At 60.7% G+C, this 22,761-nt stretch carries 22 protein-coding genes; 12 read left to right on the forward strand and 10 right to left on the reverse strand.

What is annotated here, in order from left to right; genetic code table 11:
• Window positions 1–8 precede the first annotated feature (8 nt).
• The 10 genes from RhoBH5_RS14170 to RhoBH5_RS14215 form a co-directional block, all read right to left on the reverse strand.
• The gene (locus RhoBH5_RS14170) at window positions 9–1,697 is read right to left on the reverse strand and encodes an FAD-dependent oxidoreductase (RefSeq protein ID WP_270008444.1); all 1,689 of its coding nucleotides are present in this window, start codon (window positions 1,695–1,697) and stop codon (window positions 9–11) included.
• Between the two features lie 147 nt (window positions 1,698–1,844).
• Window positions 1,845–3,044 (reverse strand): acyl-CoA dehydrogenase family protein, encoded by a 1,200-nt coding sequence (locus RhoBH5_RS14175; RefSeq protein ID WP_030537580.1) that lies wholly within the window; start codon window positions 3,042–3,044, stop codon window positions 1,845–1,847.
• Window positions 3,045–3,069: 25 nt separating this feature from the next.
• Window positions 3,070–4,050 (reverse strand): NADPH:quinone oxidoreductase family protein, encoded by a 981-nt coding sequence (locus tag RhoBH5_RS14180; RefSeq protein WP_270008526.1) that lies wholly within the window; start codon window positions 4,048–4,050, stop codon window positions 3,070–3,072.
• The gene (locus RhoBH5_RS14185) at window positions 4,047–4,469 is read right to left on the reverse strand and encodes a MaoC/PaaZ C-terminal domain-containing protein (RefSeq protein ID WP_007733354.1); all 423 of its coding nucleotides are present in this window, start codon (window positions 4,467–4,469) and stop codon (window positions 4,047–4,049) included. Before RhoBH5_RS14185 ends, RhoBH5_RS14180 begins: the two co-directional genes overlap by 4 nt.
• Window positions 4,466–4,915 (reverse strand): FAS1-like dehydratase domain-containing protein, encoded by a 450-nt coding sequence (locus tag RhoBH5_RS14190; RefSeq protein ID WP_003945322.1) that lies wholly within the window; start codon window positions 4,913–4,915, stop codon window positions 4,466–4,468. Before RhoBH5_RS14190 ends, RhoBH5_RS14185 begins: the two co-directional genes overlap by 4 nt.
• 27 nt (window positions 4,916–4,942) lie before the next feature.
• Window positions 4,943–5,728 carry an SDR family oxidoreductase gene (locus RhoBH5_RS14195; RefSeq protein WP_442972459.1) on the reverse strand — a complete coding sequence of 262 codons (786 nt, stop codon included), beginning with the start codon at window positions 5,726–5,728 and terminating at the stop codon, window positions 4,943–4,945.
• Entirely contained in the window at window positions 5,721–6,596 is an 876-nt protein-coding gene (locus RhoBH5_RS14200; RefSeq protein WP_007733359.1) for an SDR family NAD(P)-dependent oxidoreductase, read from the reverse strand. The genes RhoBH5_RS14195 and RhoBH5_RS14200 overlap by 8 nt, the downstream gene beginning before the upstream one ends.
• 1 nt (window position 6,597) lies before the next feature.
• Window positions 6,598–7,728, reverse strand: coding sequence for an NAD(P)H-dependent flavin oxidoreductase (locus RhoBH5_RS14205; RefSeq protein ID WP_270008446.1), 1,131 nt, complete (start codon window positions 7,726–7,728; stop codon window positions 6,598–6,600).
• Window positions 7,725–8,483: a CoA-transferase subunit beta gene (locus tag RhoBH5_RS14210; protein ID WP_270008447.1), complete on the reverse strand. Its 759-nt coding sequence runs from the start codon at window positions 8,481–8,483 to the stop codon at window positions 7,725–7,727. Before RhoBH5_RS14210 ends, RhoBH5_RS14205 begins: the two co-directional genes overlap by 4 nt.
• Entirely contained in the window at window positions 8,480–9,343 is an 864-nt protein-coding gene (locus RhoBH5_RS14215) for a CoA transferase subunit A (RefSeq protein ID WP_007733364.1), read from the reverse strand. The genes RhoBH5_RS14210 and RhoBH5_RS14215 overlap by 4 nt, the downstream gene beginning before the upstream one ends.
• A gap of 160 nt (window positions 9,344–9,503) precedes the next feature.
• On the opposite strand from RhoBH5_RS14215, the gene RhoBH5_RS14220 reads away from it, so the two are divergent.
• From RhoBH5_RS14220 to RhoBH5_RS14275, 12 genes are all read left to right on the forward strand, one after another.
• A complete protein-coding gene (locus RhoBH5_RS14220; protein WP_270008448.1) occupies window positions 9,504–10,136 on the forward strand; it encodes a TetR/AcrR family transcriptional regulator in 633 nt (210 codons plus the stop codon).
• The gene (locus RhoBH5_RS14225) at window positions 10,133–11,179 is read left to right on the forward strand and encodes a phosphotransferase family protein (RefSeq protein ID WP_007733366.1); all 1,047 of its coding nucleotides are present in this window, start codon (window positions 10,133–10,135) and stop codon (window positions 11,177–11,179) included. Before RhoBH5_RS14220 ends, RhoBH5_RS14225 begins: the two co-directional genes overlap by 4 nt.
• 317 nt (window positions 11,180–11,496) lie before the next feature.
• Entirely contained in the window at window positions 11,497–12,291 is a 795-nt protein-coding gene (locus RhoBH5_RS14230) for an IclR family transcriptional regulator (protein ID WP_007733367.1), read from the forward strand.
• Between the two features lie 153 nt (window positions 12,292–12,444).
• Window positions 12,445–12,702 (forward strand): TetR family transcriptional regulator, encoded by a 258-nt coding sequence (locus RhoBH5_RS14235; RefSeq protein ID WP_228402290.1) that lies wholly within the window; start codon window positions 12,445–12,447, stop codon window positions 12,700–12,702.
• Window positions 12,699–12,902, forward strand: a complete 204-nt coding sequence (locus tag RhoBH5_RS14240) for a hypothetical protein (protein WP_007733369.1) — start codon at window positions 12,699–12,701, stop codon at window positions 12,900–12,902. Before RhoBH5_RS14235 ends, RhoBH5_RS14240 begins: the two co-directional genes overlap by 4 nt.
• Window positions 12,899–13,138, forward strand: a complete 240-nt coding sequence (locus RhoBH5_RS14245) for a hypothetical protein (RefSeq protein WP_007733370.1) — start codon at window positions 12,899–12,901, stop codon at window positions 13,136–13,138. Before RhoBH5_RS14240 ends, RhoBH5_RS14245 begins: the two co-directional genes overlap by 4 nt.
• A 127-nt stretch (window positions 13,139–13,265) precedes the next feature.
• Window positions 13,266–14,444: an acyl-CoA dehydrogenase family protein gene (locus tag RhoBH5_RS14250; RefSeq protein WP_270008449.1), complete on the forward strand. Its 1,179-nt coding sequence runs from the start codon at window positions 13,266–13,268 to the stop codon at window positions 14,442–14,444.
• Between the two features lie 166 nt (window positions 14,445–14,610).
• Window positions 14,611–16,290 carry an energy-dependent translational throttle protein EttA gene (gene ettA / locus RhoBH5_RS14255; protein ID WP_007730925.1) on the forward strand — a complete coding sequence of 560 codons (1,680 nt, stop codon included), beginning with the start codon at window positions 14,611–14,613 and terminating at the stop codon, window positions 16,288–16,290.
• A 4-nt stretch (window positions 16,291–16,294) separates the two neighbouring features.
• Window positions 16,295–16,714 (forward strand): acyl-CoA thioesterase, encoded by a 420-nt coding sequence (locus RhoBH5_RS14260; RefSeq protein WP_003944475.1) that lies wholly within the window; start codon window positions 16,295–16,297, stop codon window positions 16,712–16,714.
• 99 nt (window positions 16,715–16,813) lie between these two features.
• Complete coding sequence (locus RhoBH5_RS14265) at window positions 16,814–21,661, forward strand: NAD-glutamate dehydrogenase (protein WP_075833677.1); 4,848 nt, start codon at window positions 16,814–16,816, stop codon at window positions 21,659–21,661.
• Window positions 21,658–22,077 carry an acyl-CoA thioesterase gene (locus tag RhoBH5_RS14270; protein ID WP_003944573.1) on the forward strand — a complete coding sequence of 140 codons (420 nt, stop codon included), beginning with the start codon at window positions 21,658–21,660 and terminating at the stop codon, window positions 22,075–22,077. The genes RhoBH5_RS14265 and RhoBH5_RS14270 overlap by 4 nt, the downstream gene beginning before the upstream one ends.
• Window positions 22,070–22,756, forward strand: a complete 687-nt coding sequence (locus tag RhoBH5_RS14275) for a hypothetical protein (protein ID WP_030536651.1) — start codon at window positions 22,070–22,072, stop codon at window positions 22,754–22,756. The genes RhoBH5_RS14270 and RhoBH5_RS14275 overlap by 8 nt, the downstream gene beginning before the upstream one ends.
• The last annotated feature ends 5 nt before the right edge of the window (window positions 22,757–22,761 follow it).

A 22,761-nucleotide genomic window follows, 5' to 3' on the forward strand; every position in this document is an offset into this window, starting at 1 on the left:
ACTCCGATCTATCGCGGGTCCTGTCGGCGGTCAGCTGCGTGGCGCGCCGCGATGTATCCGAAAACCATCGCCGGCCCGATGGTCGCGCCTGCCCCGGCGTAGTCGTTGCCCATGACCGCGGACGAGGTGTTGCCCGTCGCGTAGAGACCTGCAATCGGTTCACCGGAACTGTGCATGATCTGTGCATGTTTGTTGTAGACGAGCCCGCCTTTCGTTCCCAGATCGCCGGTTCGTAGTCGAATCGCGTAGTACGGACCTTCGTCGATCATGTCCATCGAGGGGACTGGCAATGTCGGGTCCCCGTAGTAGTTGTCGTACGCACTTTTTCCACGCTCGAAGTCTTCGTCTACACCGTTGTGCGCAAACCTGTTGTATCGATGCACAGTGAGAGCTAATTGTTTCTTCGGAAGTCCGAGGCGGCCGGCCAACTCGTCGAGCGTGTCGCCGGTGTAGAGGAGTTCGTTGTCGAACCAGGATTTCGGGAACTTCTGCCCCGGCATGATCGCTCCGATCTGATAGCGACTTTTGGCCTTCGCGTCGAAGATGAACCACGCTGGGTCGTGACCCCCGGCAATCTGGTTGTGGACGAATGTCACGTAGGGAGCGGATTCATTGGTGAACCGAACTCCGTTCTGGTTCACGATGATCGATCGGGGAACCGACCGTTCGGAGACCAATCCGTGCATGATCCCGTCAGGTCTCTTGAACGAGGGCATCCACCACGCGTCATCCATCAGGTCAACTGAGGCACCGATTTGTTGTCCCGCGCGGATGCCGTCTCCAGTGTTGTCGACTGAACCGAGGCTGTAGTTGGCGCTGGCGTTTTCCGGGAGATATTGCCGACGCATCTCGTCGCTCTGTTCGAAACCGCCGCAGGCGAGCAGTACGCCTTTGGAAGCTCGGATTCTGACAGTGCGGCCGCTGCGCTCGGCCACCACACCCACCACGCAATCATCGTCGTCGGTGATCAGCGATTCCATCGCAGTGTTCAGCCAAAGCGGAACGCCGGCTTGTTTGATCGCCAGGCGCAGACGGCCGACCAGGGCCTGCCCGAGTGTCTCCATGTGCCTTCTGGTCAGAACACTCTTCGCTGCACGCCACCCGGTTGCCAGCGCGGCACGTCGCCCTGCCCAGGTACGCATGACCATGTTCAGTTTCACGAACTCTTTGGATGTGATGTACAGACCGGCGGGAGTCGGAAGTGCGCCGGGGCGCAGACCGGACTCGTCGGTGCCGAGCATTTTCAGGTCGAAAGGAAGCGGTTCGATGGTACGTCCACGTGGGCGACCGCCCGGCTTCTCCGGGTGATAGTCCGAATAGCCCGTACACCATTGGAATCGCATGAGCGGGCTGGTCTTCTCGAGGAACTCGAACACGCGTGGACCTTCGTCGACGAATGCGTCGATGTTGTCCTCGGGAACTCCATCACCAACGACAGCTCGCATGTACGCCCGGACGTCGTCACGGCTGTCCGAGAGCCCTTCGCGGATGAGAGTTGGATTGTTGGGCACCCAGATGTTGCCGCCCGACAGCGCGGTGGTGCCGCCATAAACGTCTGCTTTTTCGATGACGAGGGTGTTCAGACCATTGGCGGCGGCTGCCAACGCCGCGGTCAACCCACCGGCACCGCTGCCGACAACGAGGAAGTCCACTTCGTGATCGAAGGACACTTGCCTTGATTTTGACGCGCGAGGCATTTGCCTCTCCTATTCAATTGGTTGAGGTTTTCTCTTCACGGGCCGCAGCCCGAAGCGGTTGACCGAGGTCAACCATGCGCTCGAGTGGACGAAGGCTGATGATTCAGCAATACAACGGCTTTCGCGGGCCTCGAACACCAATCGCCGTCAGCGGTGCTTGCGCAACTCGTGGCGTGCGACGCTCCTGATATGCACTTCGTCTGGTCCGTCGGCGATACCGAGGATCCGGGCACTCGCCCACATTCTCGCGATCGGGAAGTCGTCGGTGACACCGCCACCCCCGTGGCACTGGATCGATCGATTCAGGACGTTGCGCGCCACACGAGGACCGATGACTTTGACTGCCGCGATCTCGATCTGAGCGCCCTTGGCTCCGACCTGGTCGATGAGCCATGCTGTCTTCAGCACCAGAAGGCGGGCCTGCTCGATTTCCATTCGCGATTCGGCGATCCAGGTCCGGACAACTCCCTGATCCGAGATCGGCCCGCCAAAAGCGTTACGAGACTGGGCACGTCGAACCATCAAGTCCAATCCGCGCTCCGCCATGCCGATACAGCGCATGGCGTGGTGAATTCTGCCCGGACCCAGGCGCGCCTGTGCGATGGCGAACCCGTCTCCTTCGGACGCAAGCATATTTGTTGCCGGTACTCGAACGTTATCGAACCGAATTTCACAGTGGCCGTGTTGGTCGTGGTATCCGAATATCGGTAAACTGCGCACGATTTCGACTCCAGCGGTGGCGACGGGCACCAAGATCATCGATTGCTGCTTGTGGGGCTCTGCCTCGGCATTCGTCTTCCCCATGACTACCAGAATTTCGCACCGTGGGTCTGCTGCACCGGTCGTCCACCATTTTCGACCGTTCACGATGTATTCGTCGCCGTCCCGAACAATCGACGTCATGATGTTTCGGGCATCGGAGGACGCAACATCGGGTTCAGTCATGGAGAAGCCCGAACGCATTGTGCCGTCGAGCAGTGGTTGAAGCCATCGCTCCTTCTGCTCGCGGGTTCCCACCAGGTGCAGGATCTCCATGTTTCCGGTATCGGGCGCCGCGCAGTTGAGGGCTTCGGGGGCAATGTAGGGCGAGCGTCCCGTCACCTCGGCGATGTGGGCGTAGTCGAGGTGAGACAGTCCTGAGAGCGCCGGCATGAACAGATTCCACATGCCCTGGCGTCTCGCTTCCAACTTCAGCGACTCGACTACGGGTGGCAAGACGTGACTGCGAGGTCCTGCGGCCTCGAGTTGTTCGGAGTAAACCGACTCAGCTGGGTAGACGTGTTCGTCCATGAATGCTTCTAGACGCGCGATGATTTCGCGCGCAGCGGGGCTCGGAGCTAAGTCCATTGACGGCACCTTCTGTCGTGAATTGTCATTCGGGGTTGGTTGAGAGGATGACTTTGCCCAGCGCTCGTCGACTCATGACTTCCTCGAGTGCGGTAGGAGCATTGATCAGCTGGTGGATGCTGTTCACATGAGGAGACAGAGCGCCACCGTCGTACATGTCGAAGAGCGCTCGCATGTTGTCCGCGTTGCACTCCGGATTACGCTTCGCCCATGCGCCCCAGAGAACTCCATGTAGCGCCCCGCCAACGACGAGGAGGCGATTCATGCCGATCTTCGGAATCTGCCCCGAAGCGTAGCCAACCGTCAAATATCTTCCTGCGGTGGATAATGCGCGCACCGCTGTAGCGGCGTGATCTCCACCGACCGGGTCGTACACCACGTCTACACCGGACGGTGCGACCTGTGCGACTCGTTCGCGAAGGTTGCCCGTTGTGTAGTTGATCAACTCGTCTGCTCCATGTTGCTTACAGACCTCGAGTTTCGCCTCGGAGGACGCCGCCGCCACCACGCGTGCACCCAATGCTTTGCCGATCTCGATTGCGGTGAGCCCGACGCCCCCGGAGGCACCCAGGACGAGCAATGTCTCTCCTGGTCGGATCGCAGCTCGGTCGACGAGTGCGTGGTAGGACGTTCCGTAGGTAACCACGAATCCGGCAGCGTCGGAGAAACTCATGGAATCAGGGATGACAAAGACCTTGTCACTGGTGACCGCCACGAGTTCCGCGTATCCGCCCATGCCGCAGAAGGCCATGACTCGCATCCCCGGGGTGACCCCTTGGACGTCCGAGCCGACACTGTGCACTACACCCGCGACTTCCGACCCGGGAATGAAGGGGAGTGGGGGTTTAGTTTGATACGTTCCGGCGACGATCAACCCGTCGGGAAAATTGACACCCGCCGCCTTGACCGAGACGAGAACTTGGTTCGGTGTCGGCGTGGGATCGTCAATTTCTGTGAACTGCAGTTGATTCGGCAACCCCAGCTGGGTACATACGTGCGCCTTCACGGCCGCTCCGACGGTACGAGGGGCGTCCGCACGAAGGTTGCCCACGCCTTGACCGCCAATCCGCCGGTCTGCCGCGTGCAGGCGAGTTCGACGTCGATCTTGTCACCTTCGTCGTCCGCATAGGTTCGTTCGACAAGCGCTGAGCATGTCAGAGTGTCATCGGGCCAAACCTGTTCGAGGAACCGAACTCGTATCGCTCGGATGTTCTCTGCACCCAGCCAATCGGTGGCGAAGGTGGCCAGGAGCCCAGCTTGGAACATCCCGACCGAAAACGGACTCGGGTACCCCGCCGCCTCGGCGAAAACCTGGTCGTGATGAATCGGATTCATGTCTCCCGACGCACCTTGGTACCTGACGAAATCGGTGCGGGATACCGGACCGACAACCCACGGGGTCGGGACTGACACTGTGTTGATCAAGATTCCTCCACAGTCGGTCGAGCAGTTTCCACTCCGGTCATAGTTGCCCGAGCAATGAGATTTCCCTGTTCGTCTTCGAAATCCGTTGTCATCACGGCAAAAGTCATCTCGCCGCCCTTCCGTCCCTGCTTCGTGTAGATGTCGACGATCCGCGAAGTGCAGTTCAGACGAGTACCTGCGCGGGGAGGTGGTCCGAAGAACTCGTACTTCTGTTCGGCATGGAGTCCGCGTTTGCCGTCGAGCTCTACCTTCCGCCACGGATCCGAGCCCTCTGTCTGCCAGAGGAGGGTCGTGGTGAGAAACGTCGGGGGCACTACCGGGAACTCGTCTTCGACATAGTTCCGATTGCTCGAATACGTGGCAACGGCGAACTCACGAATCTTGCCGCGCTCGATGTCCATACGGAACGGGGTGCCCGTGATACCTAGTGACTCTTTGTCGACCACAGCTTCTCCTTCAGACCCCATGGGTGGCTATGCATGTTGGCTACTTACCGAAACGACTTCGCCCGTCATGTACGACGAGTAGTCGCTTGCAAGAAAGACCATGACGTTGGCGACCTCCCACGGCTGTGCCGCACGACCGAAAGCCTCACTCTTGCTGAGCTGTTCGAGCAGTTCGTCGCTGGTCACCTTGGCAAGGTGAGGATGCATCGCGATGCTCGGTGCAACCGCGTTGACCCGGATTCCGTGCGGTGCCACGTCGAGGGCAGAGCATCGTGTGAGCGCCATGACGCCGGCTTTCGCTGCGGCGTAGTGCGACTGCCCTTCCTGCGCACGCCAGCCGATGACCGACGCGTTGTTGACGATCACCCCCGACCCTCGTGGAATCATGACTCTCAACACTGATCGTGTGGTGCGGAAAGTGCTCGTCAGGGTCACATCGAGTACCGAACACCACTGCTCGTCGGTCATACTTTGAATGCTCGCCGTCCCGCCGAGGCCTGCGTTGTTGATGAGGACGTCGATGGATCCATACTCGGCAACCACCCGATCGACCATTGCGTCGATCTGCTGATTGTCCGTGACATCGCAAGGAACAGTGAGTGGGCGGGTGCCGAACTCGGACTCGATGCGGTCGGCGGCCGCGATCAATCTGCGCTCATGCCGGTCACTGATCGCCAGTCGGGCACCTTCGGCAGCAAAGCGTTGTGCCGCTGCGAATCCGATTCCAGTTCCCGCTGCTGCTGTCACCAGAACGGATTTGCCTTCAGCAAGGCCGTGTCCCGGACCAGGGATCGGCGCAGTCGGCTCAGACAATTTCACTCATCGCCTCTGTCAACTCTTCCACCGTCCATCGCGAGTCTCTGGCGATGGTCTTTCCGTACTGCCACCCGAGAAACTGGCGGACTTCGCCGCCTTTGGCGTAAAACACCTGACCAGTGGCGGGGCACTTCTCGGTGAGCAGATAGGCCACAACTGGCGAGACGTTGCCTGGATGATAGGTGTCGAATGCACTCGGATCGTCAGGTGCTGCAACAAGTTCCTTGATACCGGGAACGTTCTCGGTCATCCGTGTCCTGGCCACAGGCGTAATTGCGTTGACTCGCACACCGTATCGGGCGACCTCCTGTGCGAGGATCGTTGTCAACGCTGCGATCCCGGCCTTCGCGGCGCCGTAGTTGCTCTGACCGACGGCACCGAGCAGCCCGGAGGTGCTCGATACGTTCACGATCGACGCCGCGACGGTTTCGCCCGACTTCGAACGCTCGCGCCAGTAGTTGCCGAATACAGTGCAGGGCGCGAATGTAGCGCGTAGTTGTCCCGAGATCACGTCGTCCCAATCGGCCTCGGGCATGTTCAGAAACATTCGATCACGCAGGATGCCGGCATTGTTGACCAGGCCGTCGACCGAGCCGAATGCCTCGAGGGCCAGGTCCAGGAGTTCGCTCGCGCCGTCGATCGTCGTGACGTCCGCGACACTGGCAACTGCGATTCCTCCGGCCGCGACGATTTCGTCGACGACCGATGCCGCAATACTGATGTCGTTTCCGTGCCCGTCCGGTCCGGCGCCGGTGTCGTCGACAACCACTTTTGCGCCTTCGGCCGCAAGTAGCAGGGCGTGCTCCCGGCCCAAACCACGACCGGCACCGGTTACTATGATTACTCGATCTTTCAGCTGATTCATTTCAGTTCGTTGTTCCTTTCACGTTTTCAGTTGACAAGACTCGACTGTCCAATTCGGGTGCGGGTGTGAGTCGAGCAAGGACGGCCTCCGCGTCCTGCATGATGCGTTCGACGAGTTCTGCGCTACTGGGGATGTCGTCGATCAGTCCGACGACCTGCCCGGTCGCCATGACTCCGATATCCGTGCGGCCGTCGAGGAGTGCGGATCGGTACAGCATCGGTGCGTTGGCGGCCATCACAACTTGCCGCCAGCAGAGTTCGTGGCTCTTCCGCATTTCCAGGCCTTCACGTATCAACTTCGACCAGGGAGTTCCCGAGAGACGTTGGAAAGCAACAGCATTGCGGGCAGCACGTAACATGCGCGTCGGTCCGTGGCTTGATTCGAGTTGATCGATCGTTCCTGCGCGCAGCACACGCTGAGGAACCCCGTCGATCTCGAGTGTGACCACGGTGTCGTTGACCGACTTCGAGAGATAGACATCTTTGACTGCCTGAGACACCGGTGAATCGCTGGTGAGCATGAAGCGAGTCCCCATCGCGATTCCGTCTGCACCGTAGGCGAGTGCTGAGACGAGACCTCGGCCGTCGAAATATCCGCCTGCCGCGATAACGGGGATGTCGACGGCGTCGACTACCTGTGGCAGAAGCAAACTCGTGGGGACTGCGCCTGTGTGTCCGCCGCCCTCGCCGCCTTGAACGACAACTGCGTCAACTCCCCACGCTGCAACTTTCTCGGCATGTCTGCGAGCTCCGATCGACGGCACGACAACAAGGCCTGCATCTTTGAGTCGGCCGATCAGCGCCTGGTTCGGTGCGAGCGCAAAGGAGGCGATCTTGACCCCCGATCGAATGAGAAGTTTGATTCTGCGATCGATGTCGTCCTGGTTGGCTCGCAAGTTCACGCCGAATGGTTGGTCGGTGCGGTCTTTGACGTAATCGATGGCGCTGACGAGTTCGTCGTAGGTCAGCATCGCCCCGGCGATGATTCCCAAACCGCCGGCTTTGGTTGTGGCCGCCGTAAGTCGGGCGTCCGAGACGTACCCCATGCCGGTCTGCACAATCGGATACTTCACACCGAAGAGTTCGCAGATACGGGTGTGCAGTGGCCCGGTACCTGAGTTCAGCACGGTCATGCCGGTACTTCCTTGTCACGTAGGTTCCGTGGATCGATGACGTTGCGAATCAGGTCGAGCTCCTCGCTTGTGGGGGTTCGAGTAGTGGGTACGGCTTTGGGCAGGTGGAGTTCGAACCCGGTTGCGGCTACTACTTCGTCGACGGTTACGCCGGGGTGAGTCGACGCCAGACGCAACTGTCCGCTATCCGGCTCGAAATCCAGAACTGCGAGATTTGTGACAACTCGTCGTAACTCGTGGTATCGGCTGGCCGACGGTCCGGCCTTGCGTGCATTGTCGTTTCCGACACCGGAAACCATGTCGACCTGTGAAGTGAGGACGCGTGCACTGTGTTTCGGCACCCAGTAACTTGTCGGGTGATGCACGGTATTGCTCGGCGCTCCGCGGACTCCCAAGAGTTGCACTGTCGGCCGCGAATGATCACCTATCGCGGAGATGTTGCAGTTCCCATAGGAATCGAGCTGCGTGGGAATCATCATGATGTGCCGTTTGCCATTCCAGACGAGATTGAAGATCTGGTTGAAGGGCAACCACGATTCGACCTCGCCTGCCGGAGTTCGGTCGACGGCCCACGTGCCGCGCACGGCTGACGCTTCTCCGTCGGACAAAACGAGATCGGGTTCGAAAGTGTGACGCGCCAATCGCACACCGATTGCAGGTATCACGCCGAATGCGCTCGCGATCACTTCACCGTTGCCTCGGTACGCCTCGGCGCACGCGATCGCGCAGACCTCTGCCCGAGTGGCGTCACTCATGCCGGCACTCCTTCGAATTCCGCAGCGACGAGTCTCTGGTAGTCGGCCTCGGAGCCGGACAGATATCGGTCGACGAAGCGTTGCCAAGCTTCTGGATCTTTTGCTGCAGTGGCATATTCGAGTTGGAAAGCCTCGTCACGATCGTAGTCGGGTACGCAGGATGTGAAATGCGCACCACCTGGAGCGTGAACGACTCCCGATACAAGCAACCGGGGAATTCGAATCGTCGACGGATGTGCATCCGCGGTCAACTCCGCAGTGGGAACCACTTGTTCGCAAGAGACATAGACCGATTCGGCAGCTAGGCAGAACAGGTCGTCGAAGTACAGGTCCGGCCCGAGGTATTGGGCATTGCCATGCATGTCCGCGCGGTTCATATGTACCAGCGCGGCATCGAGGGGGAGCGCCGGCATCGCAACCAATGATTCGCCCGCATAAGGATCGACGATCGTCTGCAGTTCCGGATTCACCCGGAGGACGTCGGAACCGAGTCCCGCGCGAGTCGGCAGGTAGGGCATACGGATCCCGGCCGCGTACAGGCCCCATTGGAGCATGCCCTCGTCGTATTCGCTGACCTCGATACGACCAGCCTGTCGGGCTGCTCTGAAGTGAGGGTCCAGGGGTATCGAGTCCAGCGAGACGAAACCGAACACAACCTTTCGAACCTTTTCGGCTGCGCACAACAACCCCACATCAGCTCCGCCGTACGACACAACGGTCAGATCGGTCAGTTCTGACTTGAGGATCTCTCGGATGAGTGACATCGGCTTCCGGCGCGAACCCCACCCGCCGATTCCGATTGTCATTCCCGATCTCAGTCGACTTACGACATCTGCTTCCGACATTGTCTTGTCCGACACGCGTCCGTCCTCTCCTGGTATTTCACGAGCGCTCAAAGTCTCGTATCAAACGTTTGCTACGCGGTACGGAGCGACTGTAGCAAACGTTTGATTCGCGGTATAGAGTCAAAATTGCAACCTCGTCAGAGGTGACACGTGAAGACTCGTCAGGAGGACTTGAATGGAATGGTCGGATCGTCACGACTTGATACTCGAACAGGCTGCAGAACTGTTCGCCACCAAGGGGATCGCGGGCACCAAAGTTCGCGATATCGCTGATGCGGTGGGAATTCTGTCCGGAAGCCTTTATCACTACTTCCCATCGAAGGATGCAATCGCGAATACGATTGTCACACAATATCTTCAGGCGCTCACGAGCGCATACGGGTCGATCCTGGAATCTGCCGGTGACCCACGTACTCGCCTCGGTTCGCTGGTTCGAGCTTCGTTTCAGGTCAGTCAGGCGCACCCACACGCCTCCGAGATCTATCAGAACAACAGCACCTATCTCCGGAAACTTGACTCCTATCACGACATCCGTGAGGCCGCCCGTAGCACCAAGGACGCCTGGATCGCTGTTATCGAATCCGGAATGAACGCAGGCGAGTTTCGATCGGACCTGCCGGCGGAGATTCTCTACGGACTGATTCGCGACGCTGTGTGGTTGTCGCTCCGATGGTTCAGCCCCACAGAGGAGTTCGGTCTTTCAGAGCTCGCCGATGCCGTCGTTTCGGTGTTTCTCGACGGCATCGATGCGCCGCTGAAATCAGCATCTGTCGGAAGTGGTCCCGCGCGAGAGGGTGTGAGGTCGTGAACCCGGCACCGCAGGGCGACAACGGTTTGTGTGAGCCCCTGGTGGCGGCGTGGTTCCGTGAGTATCTGCCCGATGCCACGCAAGGATTGCTCGAATTCGAACGGATCGCCGGTGGACGCTCGAACCTGACTTACTCGGTGAGCGACGAGGCAGGTTCTCGATGGGTGCTACGTCGACCCCCGCTCGGAATCAGGCATGCATCCGCCCATGATGTAATTCGCGAAGCTGACATTCTCGAGCGACTGCAGAACGTGCCGGTTCCGTCACCGATCGTTGTAGGCAAGTGCATTGACGAATCTGTGACTGGTGCTCCGTTCTTTGTCATGGACTTCATCGACGGCGCAGTCCTGCGTGATCCGGAGGTAGTACGCGCGAAAATCCCGTACGAAACGCGAGCCGGATTGGCCGCGGAACTGGTTCGCAATCTTGCCGCCCTGCACTCGGTCGACCCTCGTGAGATCGGATGGAATGCTCTGGCCGATCGGACGGACTACATCGATCGTCAGTTGAATCGGTGGTTGCGGAACTGGAAGGGTGACCGTGTGCGAGATAGCCTCGACCTCGAACGCACACATGCCAAGTTGTCTCGAAATATTCCCCCTCAGTGCAGTAGCAGCGTCGTGCACGGTGACTTTCGCCTTGACAACTGCATTGTCGGCGCCGACGGCGTGATCGCCGGAATACTGGATTGGGAACTGGCCACGGTGGGTGACCCCTTGGCAGACCTGGGCCAACTGTTGGTCTATTGGGCCGAACCCGATGACGATGTTTGTGCATTGGAGAATGCTCCGACTCGAATCGAAGGTTTTCCGTCGCGTGATGAGCTGTTGGACGTCTATATCTCTGCGGCCCAACAAGATGCGGACTTCAATATCGACTTCTACATTGCGTTCAACTGGTGGAAGATCGCATGCATTGTCGAGGGTGTGTACAGCCGCACGCTACGTGGCGCGATGGGCGAAATCGAGCGGTCGGCGGAATCGTTCGGCGCCCAGGCGGACAGGCTTGCGGCACAAGCGTGGCGAATGGCCCAACGGATTTGACGGAAATCTTCCGTGCGACTTTCTGGTCTAGTGGAATATGCCTCCGGGGCAACGTATTTCGCCCTTCTCTGTTCATGTTGCGGCGTTAACGTCCACCGTGATCCTTCTGTGAATGCTCCTGAGGTTTTTCTCTTCACACCCGATGTCAACATGGCACAATTTGTCACACTGAGATCGTTCGAACATCCGACGGTGACGGACGGCCTGGTGTCGCGGTGCTGTTGCAGCGGGCCGTAACCAGTAAGCCCGGTAGCGCTTTTCGGCTCCACGTGCCCCACGTGCACCATAAATTGTGGGAATGACTTCAAGGAATTCGCATGCAAGCTTCCGCTCGTGCAGACGCTACGACCCCGGCGGGGTTCCTGGATCGACTGGCGTCGGTCATGGATGCTTTCGAAGTGTCCGGACAGCTCACTCTCAGTCAAGTTTCGCGAATTACCGGCTTGCCTCGTTCGTCGGTGCATCGCATGCTCGAGCAGCTCGTCGCCAAGAAGTGGCTCCGGCGGGATGGCACTGATTACTGCCTTGGAATCAGATTGATGGAGCTGGGAAGCCTTGCAATACAACAGGATCGATTGTATTCGGTCGCTTTGCCCTTCCTCCGCGAGTTGCATCGAGTGACCGGACTGGTAGTGCAGTTCGGAGTGCTGGACGCGCCGGATGTCGTTTACCTCGACAAGATCGGCGGAATGCTGTCCGGTGTAGTTCCTACTCGTGTCGGCGAACGTTCTTCGGCCGACAGGTCGGCTCTTGGACGTGCGCTCCTTGCGTTCGGAGGCTCCCCTGTGGGCGCTGAAGCGCCGATGACTCTAAGGCAGGAACTCAGTCGAATACGTGATACCGGCGTAGCGTACGGCGCGGGGCTGTTGAGTCCCGGCCTCAATTGCGTTGCTGCACCGGTTGGGCCGCAAGGAAACGCGATTGCTGCCGTTGCTGTTTCCGGTCCGTCCGCGATGCTCAAACTCGACTACCGAAGTGCGGTACCTGTCCGCCTTGTAGCGTCATCGATTTGGGGGGCGGTTGGCCAAACTGCGACACATTTCGATGTTCAACGCACCATGCGTGAACTGCGAGCGTTGCCGTCGGCGGGACCCAGGCGTATGCGTTCGTGAACGTCGATGATCCGTAGACTTGGTCCTGCGCTGCCGCCTCGAATCGCGTCAAATGGCGATGGGGGTGAGACGAGGCTGGCCTGGCGTCTCGATGTCCAGTCGGTGGCGGAACTGATCGAAGGCGAAGTGGACGGTTCATGGCTTCCGCAGCCGATGCCAGGGTTCTTCCTGTTCAACTCCGAAGCACGGTGGCGCACCGTGCGATACTGGCATGAGCATGGTTCAGTGTCTAACTCCCCGTCGCTCACCCAACGGCGGAAGGAGCAGGCAAAGTTGGAGATATCACGTTGTGCTGCAGAGCTTTTTGTCCTTCGCGGCGAGAATCCGGTGACTGCCGAGGGCATTGCACGCGCAGCTGGAATCGGACTTCGCACGTTCTATCGATACTTCGGACGAAGGAAGATGCGGTGAGGCCGATACTCGCCAACGGGATCGACGAATGGCTCGGGTATATCGCGTCCAGTTCGCCGGGTACGCCTGTTGTTCAGGTGCTGGCATCCGCCGCCCGCGTCGCACTGAATTCACCTGCCGCAACACCCGATGCGATTGCGTTGATTCGCCGACTTCAAAGGATTGTTCCTGGCGATCCGGCGCTTCGGAACGCGTGGTGAGCTTGGTCAACGACACCGAGACTGCATTGGTGCTCGTACTGCGTGATTTGATGGGACCCGGCGCAGACCCACTGGAAGTGCGTTTGCTTGCAATTGCAGCGAACACGGCCCAGCGGATGGCCGTTGTCGCGTGGGTTGACGGGGACTCCCCGGCGTATGGCGACGGCTCGCCTGCGGAAGTTGCGATGAGGTGTATTCGCATTCTGACCGCGGGACTGGGGCACGTGTCGACCTGAACGCCACTGGCCTTGTCGCATTCGTATTGATCGGCGCTGAACGAACTGGCCGTTCTACTTCCGCATTTTTCTAGAACGTGTTCTACTTTATTGAAGGTTGGCGGGCTATCAATGGAGGCGGAAGATCATGGGTCAGGTTCTGGACAACATCTCACAGTTCGCCGACGAGATCCGCGCCGACGGAGTCGAGGGCGACAAGCTGATGCGCTTGACGGACGGCAGCGCGAAGCGCTTGCGCGACGCCGGCGTCATCCGGATGTTGCAGCCGAAGGAGTTCGGTGGCCTCGAGGCGCATCCGCGTGAATTCGCCGAGACGGCAATGGCTATCGGCGCGATGGATGGTGCCACGGGCTGGGTCAGCGGCATCGTCGGTGTGCATCCGTGGGAGCTTGCGTTCTTCGACCGCAAGGCTCAGGAAGAGGTGTGGGGAACCGATCCTGATACGTGGATGGCGTCACCGTATGCGCCGATGGGTGTGGCGAGGCCGGTCGAGGGTGGGTACATCCTCAACGGTCGTTGGTCGTTCTCGTCCGGTACCGATCATTGTGACTGGATCATGATCGGTGCGATGGTCGGTGACGAGTCCGGTAAGCCGTTGATGCCGCCGAAGATTCTGCACGTGTTGTTGCCGCGTTCGGATTACGACATCGACCAGGACAGCTGGAATGTCGTGGGCCTGCGCGGAACCGGGTCGAAGGATCTGATCGTCAAGGATGCGTTCTTGCCGACGTACCGCACGATCGACGCCGGAAAGGTTTTCGACGGGACGGCGTGGAAGGAAGCGGGTCGTACGGAGACGTTGTACAAGTTCCCGTTCTCGTGCATTTTCCCGTTGGGGATCACTTCGTCGTTGATCGGTATCGCCGAAGGTGCGTTGGCGTGCAACATGGCGGCGCAGCGTGAGCGTGTGACGGTCAGTGGTGTTCCGATCAAGGAAGATCCGTACGTGCTGTTCGCGATCGGTGAGGCGGCGGCCGAGATCGCTGCTTCTCGGGCTGCGATCTTGGAGACGGTGGATCGTTTTTGGGACATGACGGAGAAGGGGCAGGAAGTTTCGTTCGAGCTTCGTGCGATCGGTCGGCGTACGCAGACTGCTGCGGCGTGGCGGGCGGTGCGGGCGGTGGACGAGATCTTTGCTCGTTCCGGTGGTGGGGCTTTGCAGTTGAACACGCCGATGCAGCGGTTCTGGCGTGATGCGCATGCCGGTCTCGCGCACGCGATCCATGTACCCGGTTCCATTTTCCATGCGTCGACGCTCTCGCAGCTCGGTGGCGAGCCGAAGGGCATCCACAGGGCAATGATCTGAGCCGTCCTGGGGACACCCGGAGGTGTCCCCATCGCGGTTTTCGTGGGGGTCGATGAGCATGTCGGTGAATCTGGTCGATGACCTCGGACTGTCCGCAGAACCCGCATCGGAGTGACGGCCAACGCGCAATGTGGGTTATAGGGCAAACACCGATAGGCTGGCGGTCATGGCTGAGTTCATTTACACGATGAAGAAGGTGCGCAAGGCGCACGGTGACAAGGTCATCCTCGATGACGTCACGATGAGCTTTTACCCCGGCGCGAAGATCGGTGTCGTCGGACCGAACGGCGCTGGTAAATCCAGCATCCTCAAGATCATGGCCGGACTGGACCAGCCGGGCAACGGCGAGGCATTCCTGGCTCCGGGCGCGACCGTCGGCATCCTCATGCAGGAGCCGGAGCTCGACGAGACCAAGACTGTTCGCGAGAACGTCGAGGACGGTCTCGGAGAGACGATGGTCCAGCTCAAGCGGTACAACGAGATCGCCGAGCTGATGGCTACGGATTACTCCGACGAGCTCATGGAAGAGATGGGCGAGCTGCAGGAGAAGCTCGATCACGCAGATGCGTGGGAGATCGACTCGCAGCTCGAGCAGGCTATGGACGCCCTGCGCTGCCCCCCGCCGGAAGAGATGGTCACCCACCTCTCCGGTGGTGAGAAGCGACGCGTTGCGCTCTGCAAGCTGCTGCTGAGCAAGCCCGACCTCCTGCTCCTCGATGAGCCCACCAACCACCTCGACGCCGAATCTGTCCTGTGGCTCGAGCAGCATCTCGCTGCTTACCCCGGCGCAATCCTCGCCGTGACTCACGATCGCTACTTCCTCGATCACGTCGCGCAGTGGATCTGTGAAGTCGACCGCGGACGCCTGTACCCGTACGAGGGCAACTACTCCACCTACCTGGAGCAGAAGGCTGCACGCCTCGAAGTTGCCGGCAAGAAGGATCAGAAGCTGCAGAAGCGCCTCAAGGACGAGCTCGCATGGGTTCGTTCCGGCGCCAAGGCCCGCCAGGCCAAGAACAAGGCTCGTCTCGATCGCTACGAGGAAATGGCGAACGAAGCCGAGAAGACGCGCAAGCTCGACTTCGACGAGATCCAGATCCCGGCACCGCCGCGCCTGGGTGACGTGGTCGTGGAGGTCTCGAACCTCGACAAGGGCTTCGACGGTCGCGTTCTGATCAAGGATCTCTCGTTCACGTTGCCGCGCAACGGAATTGTCGGCGTCATCGGCCCCAACGGCGTCGGTAAGACGACGCTGTTCAAGACCATCGTCGGTCTCGAGGAGCCTGACGCCGGTGAGGTCAAGATCGGTCAGACGGTCAAGCTGAGCTACGTCGACCAGAACCGTTCCGGAATCGACCCCAAGAAGACGGTCTGGGAGACCGTGTCGGACGGGCTCGATTTCATCGTCGTCGGCCAGACCGAGTTTCCCTCGCGTGCGTACATCAGCTCGTTCGGTTTCAAGGGTCACGATCAGCAGAAGCCGGCCGGCGTCCTCTCCGGTGGTGAGCGCAACCGCCTGAACCTGGCGATGACGCTCAAGCAGGGCGGCAACCTGATCCTGCTCGATGAGCCCACCAACGACCTCGACGTCGAAACCCTCGGCTCGCTGGAGAACGCTCTCGAAGAGTTCCCCGGCTGCGCCGTCGTGATCTCGCACGATCGCTGGTTCCTGGACCGGACCTGTACCCACATCCTTGCGTGGGAAGGTGGCTTCGGCGACAACGAGGCAGCCTGGTACTGGTACGAGGGCAACTTCGAGGGCTACGAGGCGAACAAGGTCGAGCGACTCGGCCCCGACGCCGCACGCCCGCACCGCGTGACTCACCGCAAGCTCACCAGGGACTGATCCGGTGTCCGACGTATACACGGCGCAGATCCAGGTCCGGTGGGGCGATTCCGACCGGTTGGGTCACGTCAACAACACGCGTTACGTCGAGTACATGCAGGAAGCGCGCATCCAGTTCCTGGAAGCGAAACTGGCGCCGCTCGGCGGCCGGCCGGGATACCTCGTGGTTCGAAAGATGACCGTCGAGTTCCTCAAGCCGGTCACCGATCGGTCCGGTCCCTTGAATGTGGAGATCTTCACGACTCACGTCGGGACTTCCTCGTTCACGGTTCGGCACGTCATCCGTGACAACGCGGGTGTCGAATGCGCTTTCGGCGACGCGTTGATGGTCGGATTCGACACGGTGTCCGAAAAGTCCAGACCGCTGGCGGACAGCGAACGCGCGGTGCTCGAAGCATCGCTTGTTCAGATGACGACATCGTAGATTTCGTTTCTCAGTTCACCCTAGGTACTGGTTGCCGCGGCTAGTCTCGAGTCAGAGATTGGTCGCGGCGATCAGAACCCACAAGGATGTGAGCCAGGAATGACAGACCGTGTACGGCAGCAGGGCACAGGCCTCGACGAAGCGACGTTGTTGACGCGTCTTCGCGAGGCCTTTTTCACGCATATCGACGAGGGTGACAGCGACGACGTCATCAACGGTCGATCGGATCGAGTCCTGCTCGCGCATCTTGCGCTCGGGAGGCAGCGGACCCCGGGCACGGCCGTATGGCGTGTGTACCGCCCGTCAGGATCCGAGGGTCTCGGCGCTGCCGTCCAGATCGTCACCGACGACATGTCGTTGCTCGTCGAGTCCGTTACCGCGATGCTCAACCGACAAGGTGTGGGAATCAGTCAATTCGCCCATCCGATCCTGACGGTTGAACGCGATGACTCGGGCAATCTGATGTCCTTGGGCGACAGCGGTATCCAAGAATCCTGGATGCACGTCCAGTTGGACTCCGAAGTCGAGGATTCCGCTCTCGACGCGATCGAAGCACACCTCGGCAAGGTGCTCGCGGACGTCCGCCAGGTGGTTGGTGACACCCCGGACATGAAGGCATTGCAACTGCGCGTTGCCGACGAGTTGGAGAGTGCTGCAGAAACTGCCTCCGGGAGGATCACCCCCGAAGAATTCTCCGATACCGCTCGGCTGCTGCGGTGGATGGCGGACGGAAACTATGCCGTGCTCGGATACCGGCGATTCGAGGGTACGAAGGACGGTTCACGCACGGTCGCCGGCAGCGGGCTCGGCGTGCTGCGCTCCGACGCGGTCACCGAAGGCCCGATGAGTTTGCCTCCCGTCGCAGATCTCCCGGATCGACCGCTTCTGGTCCTGACGCAGGGATCGTTCCCCGCCACGGTGCACCGCGCTGTCTACCCGTACTTCGTGGGTGTCTCGATCCTCGACGACGAGGGAAACATCGTGGGGGAGCACAGATTCCTGGGTGTGTTCACCGTGGTCGCACTCCACGAGAACGTCCTCGCGATTCCTCTGATCGAGCGCCGCGTTCGCGAAGTCATCGCGCGTGCCGGTGTCGACCTGCATTCGTACTCCGGTCAGGCGATGCTCGAGGTCATCCAGTCGTTCCCACGCACCGAGTTGTTCTCGAGCGACGCCGAGACCTTGTTCGAGACCGTCCACGCCGTGCACAGCATCGGGCTGCGTCGACAGGTGCGACTCTTTGTCCGCGAGGACACGTTCGGACGCTTCGTGTCCTGCTTGGTGTACCTACCCCGCGACCGGTACACGACGCGGGTGCGACTGGCGATGCAAAACCTGCTGTGGCGCGAATTCGGACCAGGCACAGTCGATTACACCGCCCGGGTTACCGAGAACGATCTTGCGCTGTTGCACGTGACGATCCGGCGCGATCCGGACAGTGAGCCGGTTCATCTGGATGTCTCCGAGGCCAACCGCGAGCGAGTTCAGGCTCTGTTGACCGAAGTCAGTCGTAGCTGGGACGACCGCATCAACGACCTTGTTCGTGAAAGTCCGGGTGTGGATCCGGAACTGGTGCAGCGGTATTCGCGGGTGCTTCCCGATGGATACAAGGAGGACTTCGAACCGTCACGCGCGTTGGCCGACATCGCCCGACTCGAGGCGTTGGCGCCAGGCGCGATCGACGTACTGCTCTATCGTGCTGTGGACTCCGCGCCCGGTGCCTGGCGCTTCACGCTCTTCGTCGGCGGCGACGGTATCTCGTTGAGCCAGGTGCTACCGGTGCTGCAGTCACTCGGCGTCGAAGTTCTCGACGAGCGGCCGCACGTCGTGCAGCGACTCGACGGCGTTCAGTGCTGGATCTACGATTTCGGATTGTCGGTACCGGCGGATCTTCGGGCGTCGGTCGAGATCGACCTCGATGCGCAGGTGCCGCTCGAGACCAGTACCGCCCCGCTGACCGAGGTCCAGAAGCGATTCACGGCTGCATTCGGTGCAGTCTGGTTCGGCCGGGCCGAAGCTGACCGATTCAACGAGTTGGTGCTGCGGGCCGGAATGTCCTGGCGGCAAGCCGTGGTGCTGCGTGCTTACGCAAAGTATCTGCGCCAGGCCACATTTCCATACAGTCAGTTCCACATCGAAGGAATCGCGCTTACACACCCGCAGACCGCGTTTGCATTGGTGCAGTTGTTCGAGGCGATGTTCGACCCCGAGAAGCAGGACGACATTCGCGTCGCCGAATTGGACGAGCAGTTGCGTGCGTCCATCGACGAGGTACTCAGCTTGGATGCCGATCGCATTCTGCGTGGAATGTTCTCCTTGGTGAAGGCGACCTTGCGTACCAATTTCTACGTCGTCGACGCCGATGGCCGCTCTCGCGACTACCTGTCGGTCAAGCTCGATCCCTCACGGATCAGCGAGTTGCCCAAGCCGCGGCCGGCTTTCGAGATCTACGTGTACTCACCCGAGGTCGAAGGCGTCCACCTGCGATTCGGCGCAGTCGCGCGCGGCGGGCTCCGCTGGTCCGACCGGCGCGAGGATTTCCGCACCGAGGTGCTCGGCTTGGTGAAGGCTCAGGCCGTCAAGAACGCGGTGATCGTGCCGGTCGGCGCCAAGGGCGGCTTCGTCGTGAAGAATCCGCCTCTGCCGACGGGTGATCCGGCCGTTGATCGAATGGCGACGCTGGAAACCGGCAAGGCCTGCTACACCACGTTCATCTCCGGATTGCTCGACATCACCGACAACGTGCACGCGGCTACCGGCGAAGTTGTGACGCCGGATCGAGTGGTGCGCAAGGACGATCAGGATCGCTACCTGGTGGTCGCCGCGGACAAGGGCACGGCGACGTTCTCGGATCTCGCCAATTCGGTTGCCGCCAAGTACGACTTCTGGCTCGGCGACGCGTTTGCCTCCGGTGGCTCCGTGGGATACGACCACAAGGGCATGGGTATCACCGCTCGCGGCGCCTGGGAAAGCGTCAAGCGGCACTTCCGCGAACTCGGGGTCGACACGCAGACGCAGGATTTCACGACGGTAGGCGTCGGCGACATGAGCGGAGACGTGTTCGGCAACGGAATGCTCCTCAGTCGGCACATCCGTCTGGTGGGCGCGTTCGACCATCGACACATCTTCCTCGATCCGAACCCGGATGCAGCGAGCTCGTTCGTCGAACGTCAACGACTTTTCGAGTTGCCACGGTCGTCATGGGCCGACTACGACAAGAGCCTGATCAGTGAAGGTGGCGGCGTCTGGGACCGCACGGTCAAGTCGGTTCCGATCGCCGAAAGCGTCCGGATCGCACTGGGTCTGGCCGAGGGGGTCACGAAGCTCTCGCCGCCGGAATTGATGCAGGCGATTCTGTCGGCACCGGTGGATCTGCTGTGGAACGGCGGAATCGGTACATACGTCAAAGCGTCGACCGAGACCAATGCGCAGGTCGGCGACAAGAGCAACGACGCCGTGCGTGTCGACGGTCAAGATCTGCGGGTCAAGGTGATCGGGGAGGGCGGCAACCTCGGCGTCACTGCTCTGGGAAGAATCGAGTTCAGCGCCAGCGGCGGTCACATCAACACCGACGCCATCGACAACTCGGCCGGCGTCGACTGCTCCGATCACGAAGTGAACATCAAGATTCTTCTCGATTCGCTCGTGCGTTCGCAGTTACTGCCCACGCAGGAACGGAATCCGTTGCTGGCGTCGATGACCGACGACGTGGCGGCGCTGGTGTTGGCGGACAACATTGCTCAGAACGCGCTGCTCGGAATCTCCCGCGTGACCGCTTCTCAGATGCTCGGTGTTCACCGCCGTCAGTTGACGGATCTGACCAAGGCACGTGGCCTTGACCGCAAGCTCGAGGCGTTGCCGACCGACAAGGAGATCGAGCGTCGACTCGAGGCCGGAGTGGGTCTGACGTCGCCGGAATTGGCGACGCTGACGGCGCACGTCAAGCTTTCACTCAAGGACGATCTGCTCGCAACCGAGTTGCCGGACAACGATTTCTTCGCCCAACAGATCCCGCAGTACTTCCCGACCGCTGTTCGCGATCGGTTCGAAACGGAGATCAAGGCACACCCGTTGCGGCGGCAGATCGTCGCGACGATGCTCGTGAACGAAGTGATCGACAACGGCGGAATCACGTACGCCTACCGCTTGGCCGAGGAGACCGGAGCGAGCAGTACCGACTCGATCCGTGCCTACGCCGCTGTGCGAGAGGTGTTTGCGCTCGACGAGGTGTGGTCGCGAATCCGTTCGGCGGGCGTCAGTGCAGAGATCGAAAACGAGTTGATCGTGGAATCATGCCGACTGCTCGACCGGGCGTCGCGATGGTTCCTGGCCAATCGGCCCCAGCCGATCGCCGTCGGCGCCGAGGTTGCGCGTTACTCGGCGGCGTATCGGGCGACGGCACCTCTGGTTCCGGGGATGCTTGCGGGCCATCAGCTCGACGATCTGCTGGTGCGGGCTCAATCGGTGATCGACCGTGGGGCTCCGGAAGCGTTGGCGCTGGACGTGTTCCGGCTGCTCGACGTCTACTGCCTGCTCGACATCGCGGATATCGCCGACATCGCAGATCACGACATCACCGAAGTCGCGGAGCTGTACTACGCCTTGGACGCGCATCTGGGAATCGACTGGTTGCTGAGCGCGGTCTCGGGACTCGAGCGCGGCGATCGTTGGCACTCGCTCGCGCGGCTTGCGTTGCGAGACGACCTCTACAGTTCGCTGCGGCAGTTGACGATGGAGGTTCTGGCCGGCGGCGAGCCGGGGGAGTCGCCGCAGGAGAAGATCGACGAATGGGAATCGACCAACGCCTCGCGGCTGAGTCGGGCGAGGGCAGCTCTCGTCGAGATCTTCGAGTCTGGGACGCTTGACCTCGCGACGCTCTCGGTGGCGGCGCGTCAGGTTCGTAGCATGGTGCGCAGCATGGGCACCCGATCGGAGGTAGGACGTTGAGCGAAGGATTCCACGCCGAAGTTGTGGTTCGGTGGTCCGACATGGATGCCTTCCAGCACATCAACCACGCACGGATGGTGACGTTGCTCGAAGAGGCGCGGATTCCTTGGTTGTTCGAAGACTCGCGCCCGACGGTCACCCTGCGTGACGGGGCTGTGATTGCCGATCTCCATGTGCGGTACCGCGGCCAACTGCGGCACGACGATTCGCCGCTCGACGTCTTCATGTGGGTGGAAAAGGTGCGCGCGGTGGACTTCACCATCGCGTACGAGGTTCGCCCCCGCGGTGCGGATCTCAGTGTCCCGCCGTCCATCGTGGCGTCGACTCAGATCGCGGCCTTCGATATCGACACTCAACGTTTGCGTCGCCTCAGCGGGCCCGAGCGCGAGTACTTGGAGAGCTGGCAACGTGCATGAACGTGTACTGACCGTGCCCGAGGAGGCCGAGCGAAAGAACTTGGCCGGCTTCATCGGTCATGCCTTGCGTTTGGACGAGTCCACGGTCATCCGGATGCGTCGACGCGGAGATGCTCACCTGAGCGTCTGGGCGTCAACGGGTTTCGACGCACTCGCTACGCGAACCGTGGCGGGCACCATCAACCCTGACGACACCTCGGCTGCCGGCGATCAGTTGCTCTCGGCGGTGGAGCAGGCGACAAGTGAGCTGATCGATCCGGGGTTCGCCATGGATTCGGCGTGGCGTGGGGCGTTGCCGCCGATGGACGGCTTCGAGCACCTGGACGACGTACCCGCCCGGGTGCTGATCGAACTGGCGCAGCGGGGCAACGCCTTGGCACTGGAGCATGGAAGTAGTCACGGTCCGCCGGCGTCGTTGCTCGATCAGGACGTGCTCGAGGTCAGTGGTCCGTCCGGCACGGTCGGGATCTCGATGCGGGTTGTTTTTGCCTTGACCGCAATGGGATTCGTTCCGCACGCCGGGTCCGAGGCGATGACCGCCGACATCGACCTCGAGCAGATCGACGCCTCGGAACTGGTTCGGGTGCGGGCGAGCAAATCCTGGGTGCGGCTCGATGCACGGTTCGGTTCGATCTACCGTCACCGCGGTGGTTCGATACCGCTGATGGTCGCACGATAGGAGTT

The organism is Rhodococcus sp. BH5, assembly GCF_027583855.1.
Classification (GTDB): domain Bacteria; phylum Actinomycetota; class Actinomycetes; order Mycobacteriales; family Mycobacteriaceae; genus Rhodococcus_F; species Rhodococcus_F qingshengii.

Excerpts from the sequence above, each read along its gene's own strand:
- RhoBH5_RS14210 (WP_270008447.1), bottom strand. The coding sequence starts at position 8,483 with ATGAGTGACGCCACTCGGGCAGAGGTCTGCGCGATCGCGTGCGCCGAG.
- RhoBH5_RS14235 (WP_228402290.1), top strand. The coding sequence starts at position 12,445 with ATGCCAGGGTTCTTCCTGTTCAACTCCGAAGCACGGTGGCGCACCGTG.
- RhoBH5_RS14230 (WP_007733367.1), top strand. The coding sequence starts at position 11,497 with ATGCAAGCTTCCGCTCGTGCAGACGCTACGACCCCGGCGGGGTTCCTG.
- RhoBH5_RS14265 (WP_075833677.1), top strand. The coding sequence starts at position 16,814 with ATGACAGACCGTGTACGGCAGCAGGGCACAGGCCTCGACGAAGCGACG.
- RhoBH5_RS14175 (WP_030537580.1), bottom strand. The coding sequence starts at position 3,044 with ATGGACTTAGCTCCGAGCCCCGCTGCGCGCGAAATCATCGCGCGTCTA.
- RhoBH5_RS14170 (WP_270008444.1), bottom strand. The coding sequence starts at position 1,697 with ATGCCTCGCGCGTCAAAATCAAGGCAAGTGTCCTTCGATCACGAAGTG.
- RhoBH5_RS14220 (WP_270008448.1), top strand. The coding sequence starts at position 9,504 with ATGGAATGGTCGGATCGTCACGACTTGATACTCGAACAGGCTGCAGAA.
- RhoBH5_RS14205 (WP_270008446.1), bottom strand. The coding sequence starts at position 7,728 with ATGACCGTGCTGAACTCAGGTACCGGGCCACTGCACACCCGTATCTGC.
- RhoBH5_RS14250 (WP_270008449.1), top strand. The coding sequence starts at position 13,266 with ATGGGTCAGGTTCTGGACAACATCTCACAGTTCGCCGACGAGATCCGC.
- RhoBH5_RS14200 (WP_007733359.1), bottom strand. The coding sequence starts at position 6,596 with ATGAATCAGCTGAAAGATCGAGTAATCATAGTAACCGGTGCCGGTCGT.
- ettA (WP_007730925.1), top strand. The coding sequence starts at position 14,611 with ATGGCTGAGTTCATTTACACGATGAAGAAGGTGCGCAAGGCGCACGGT.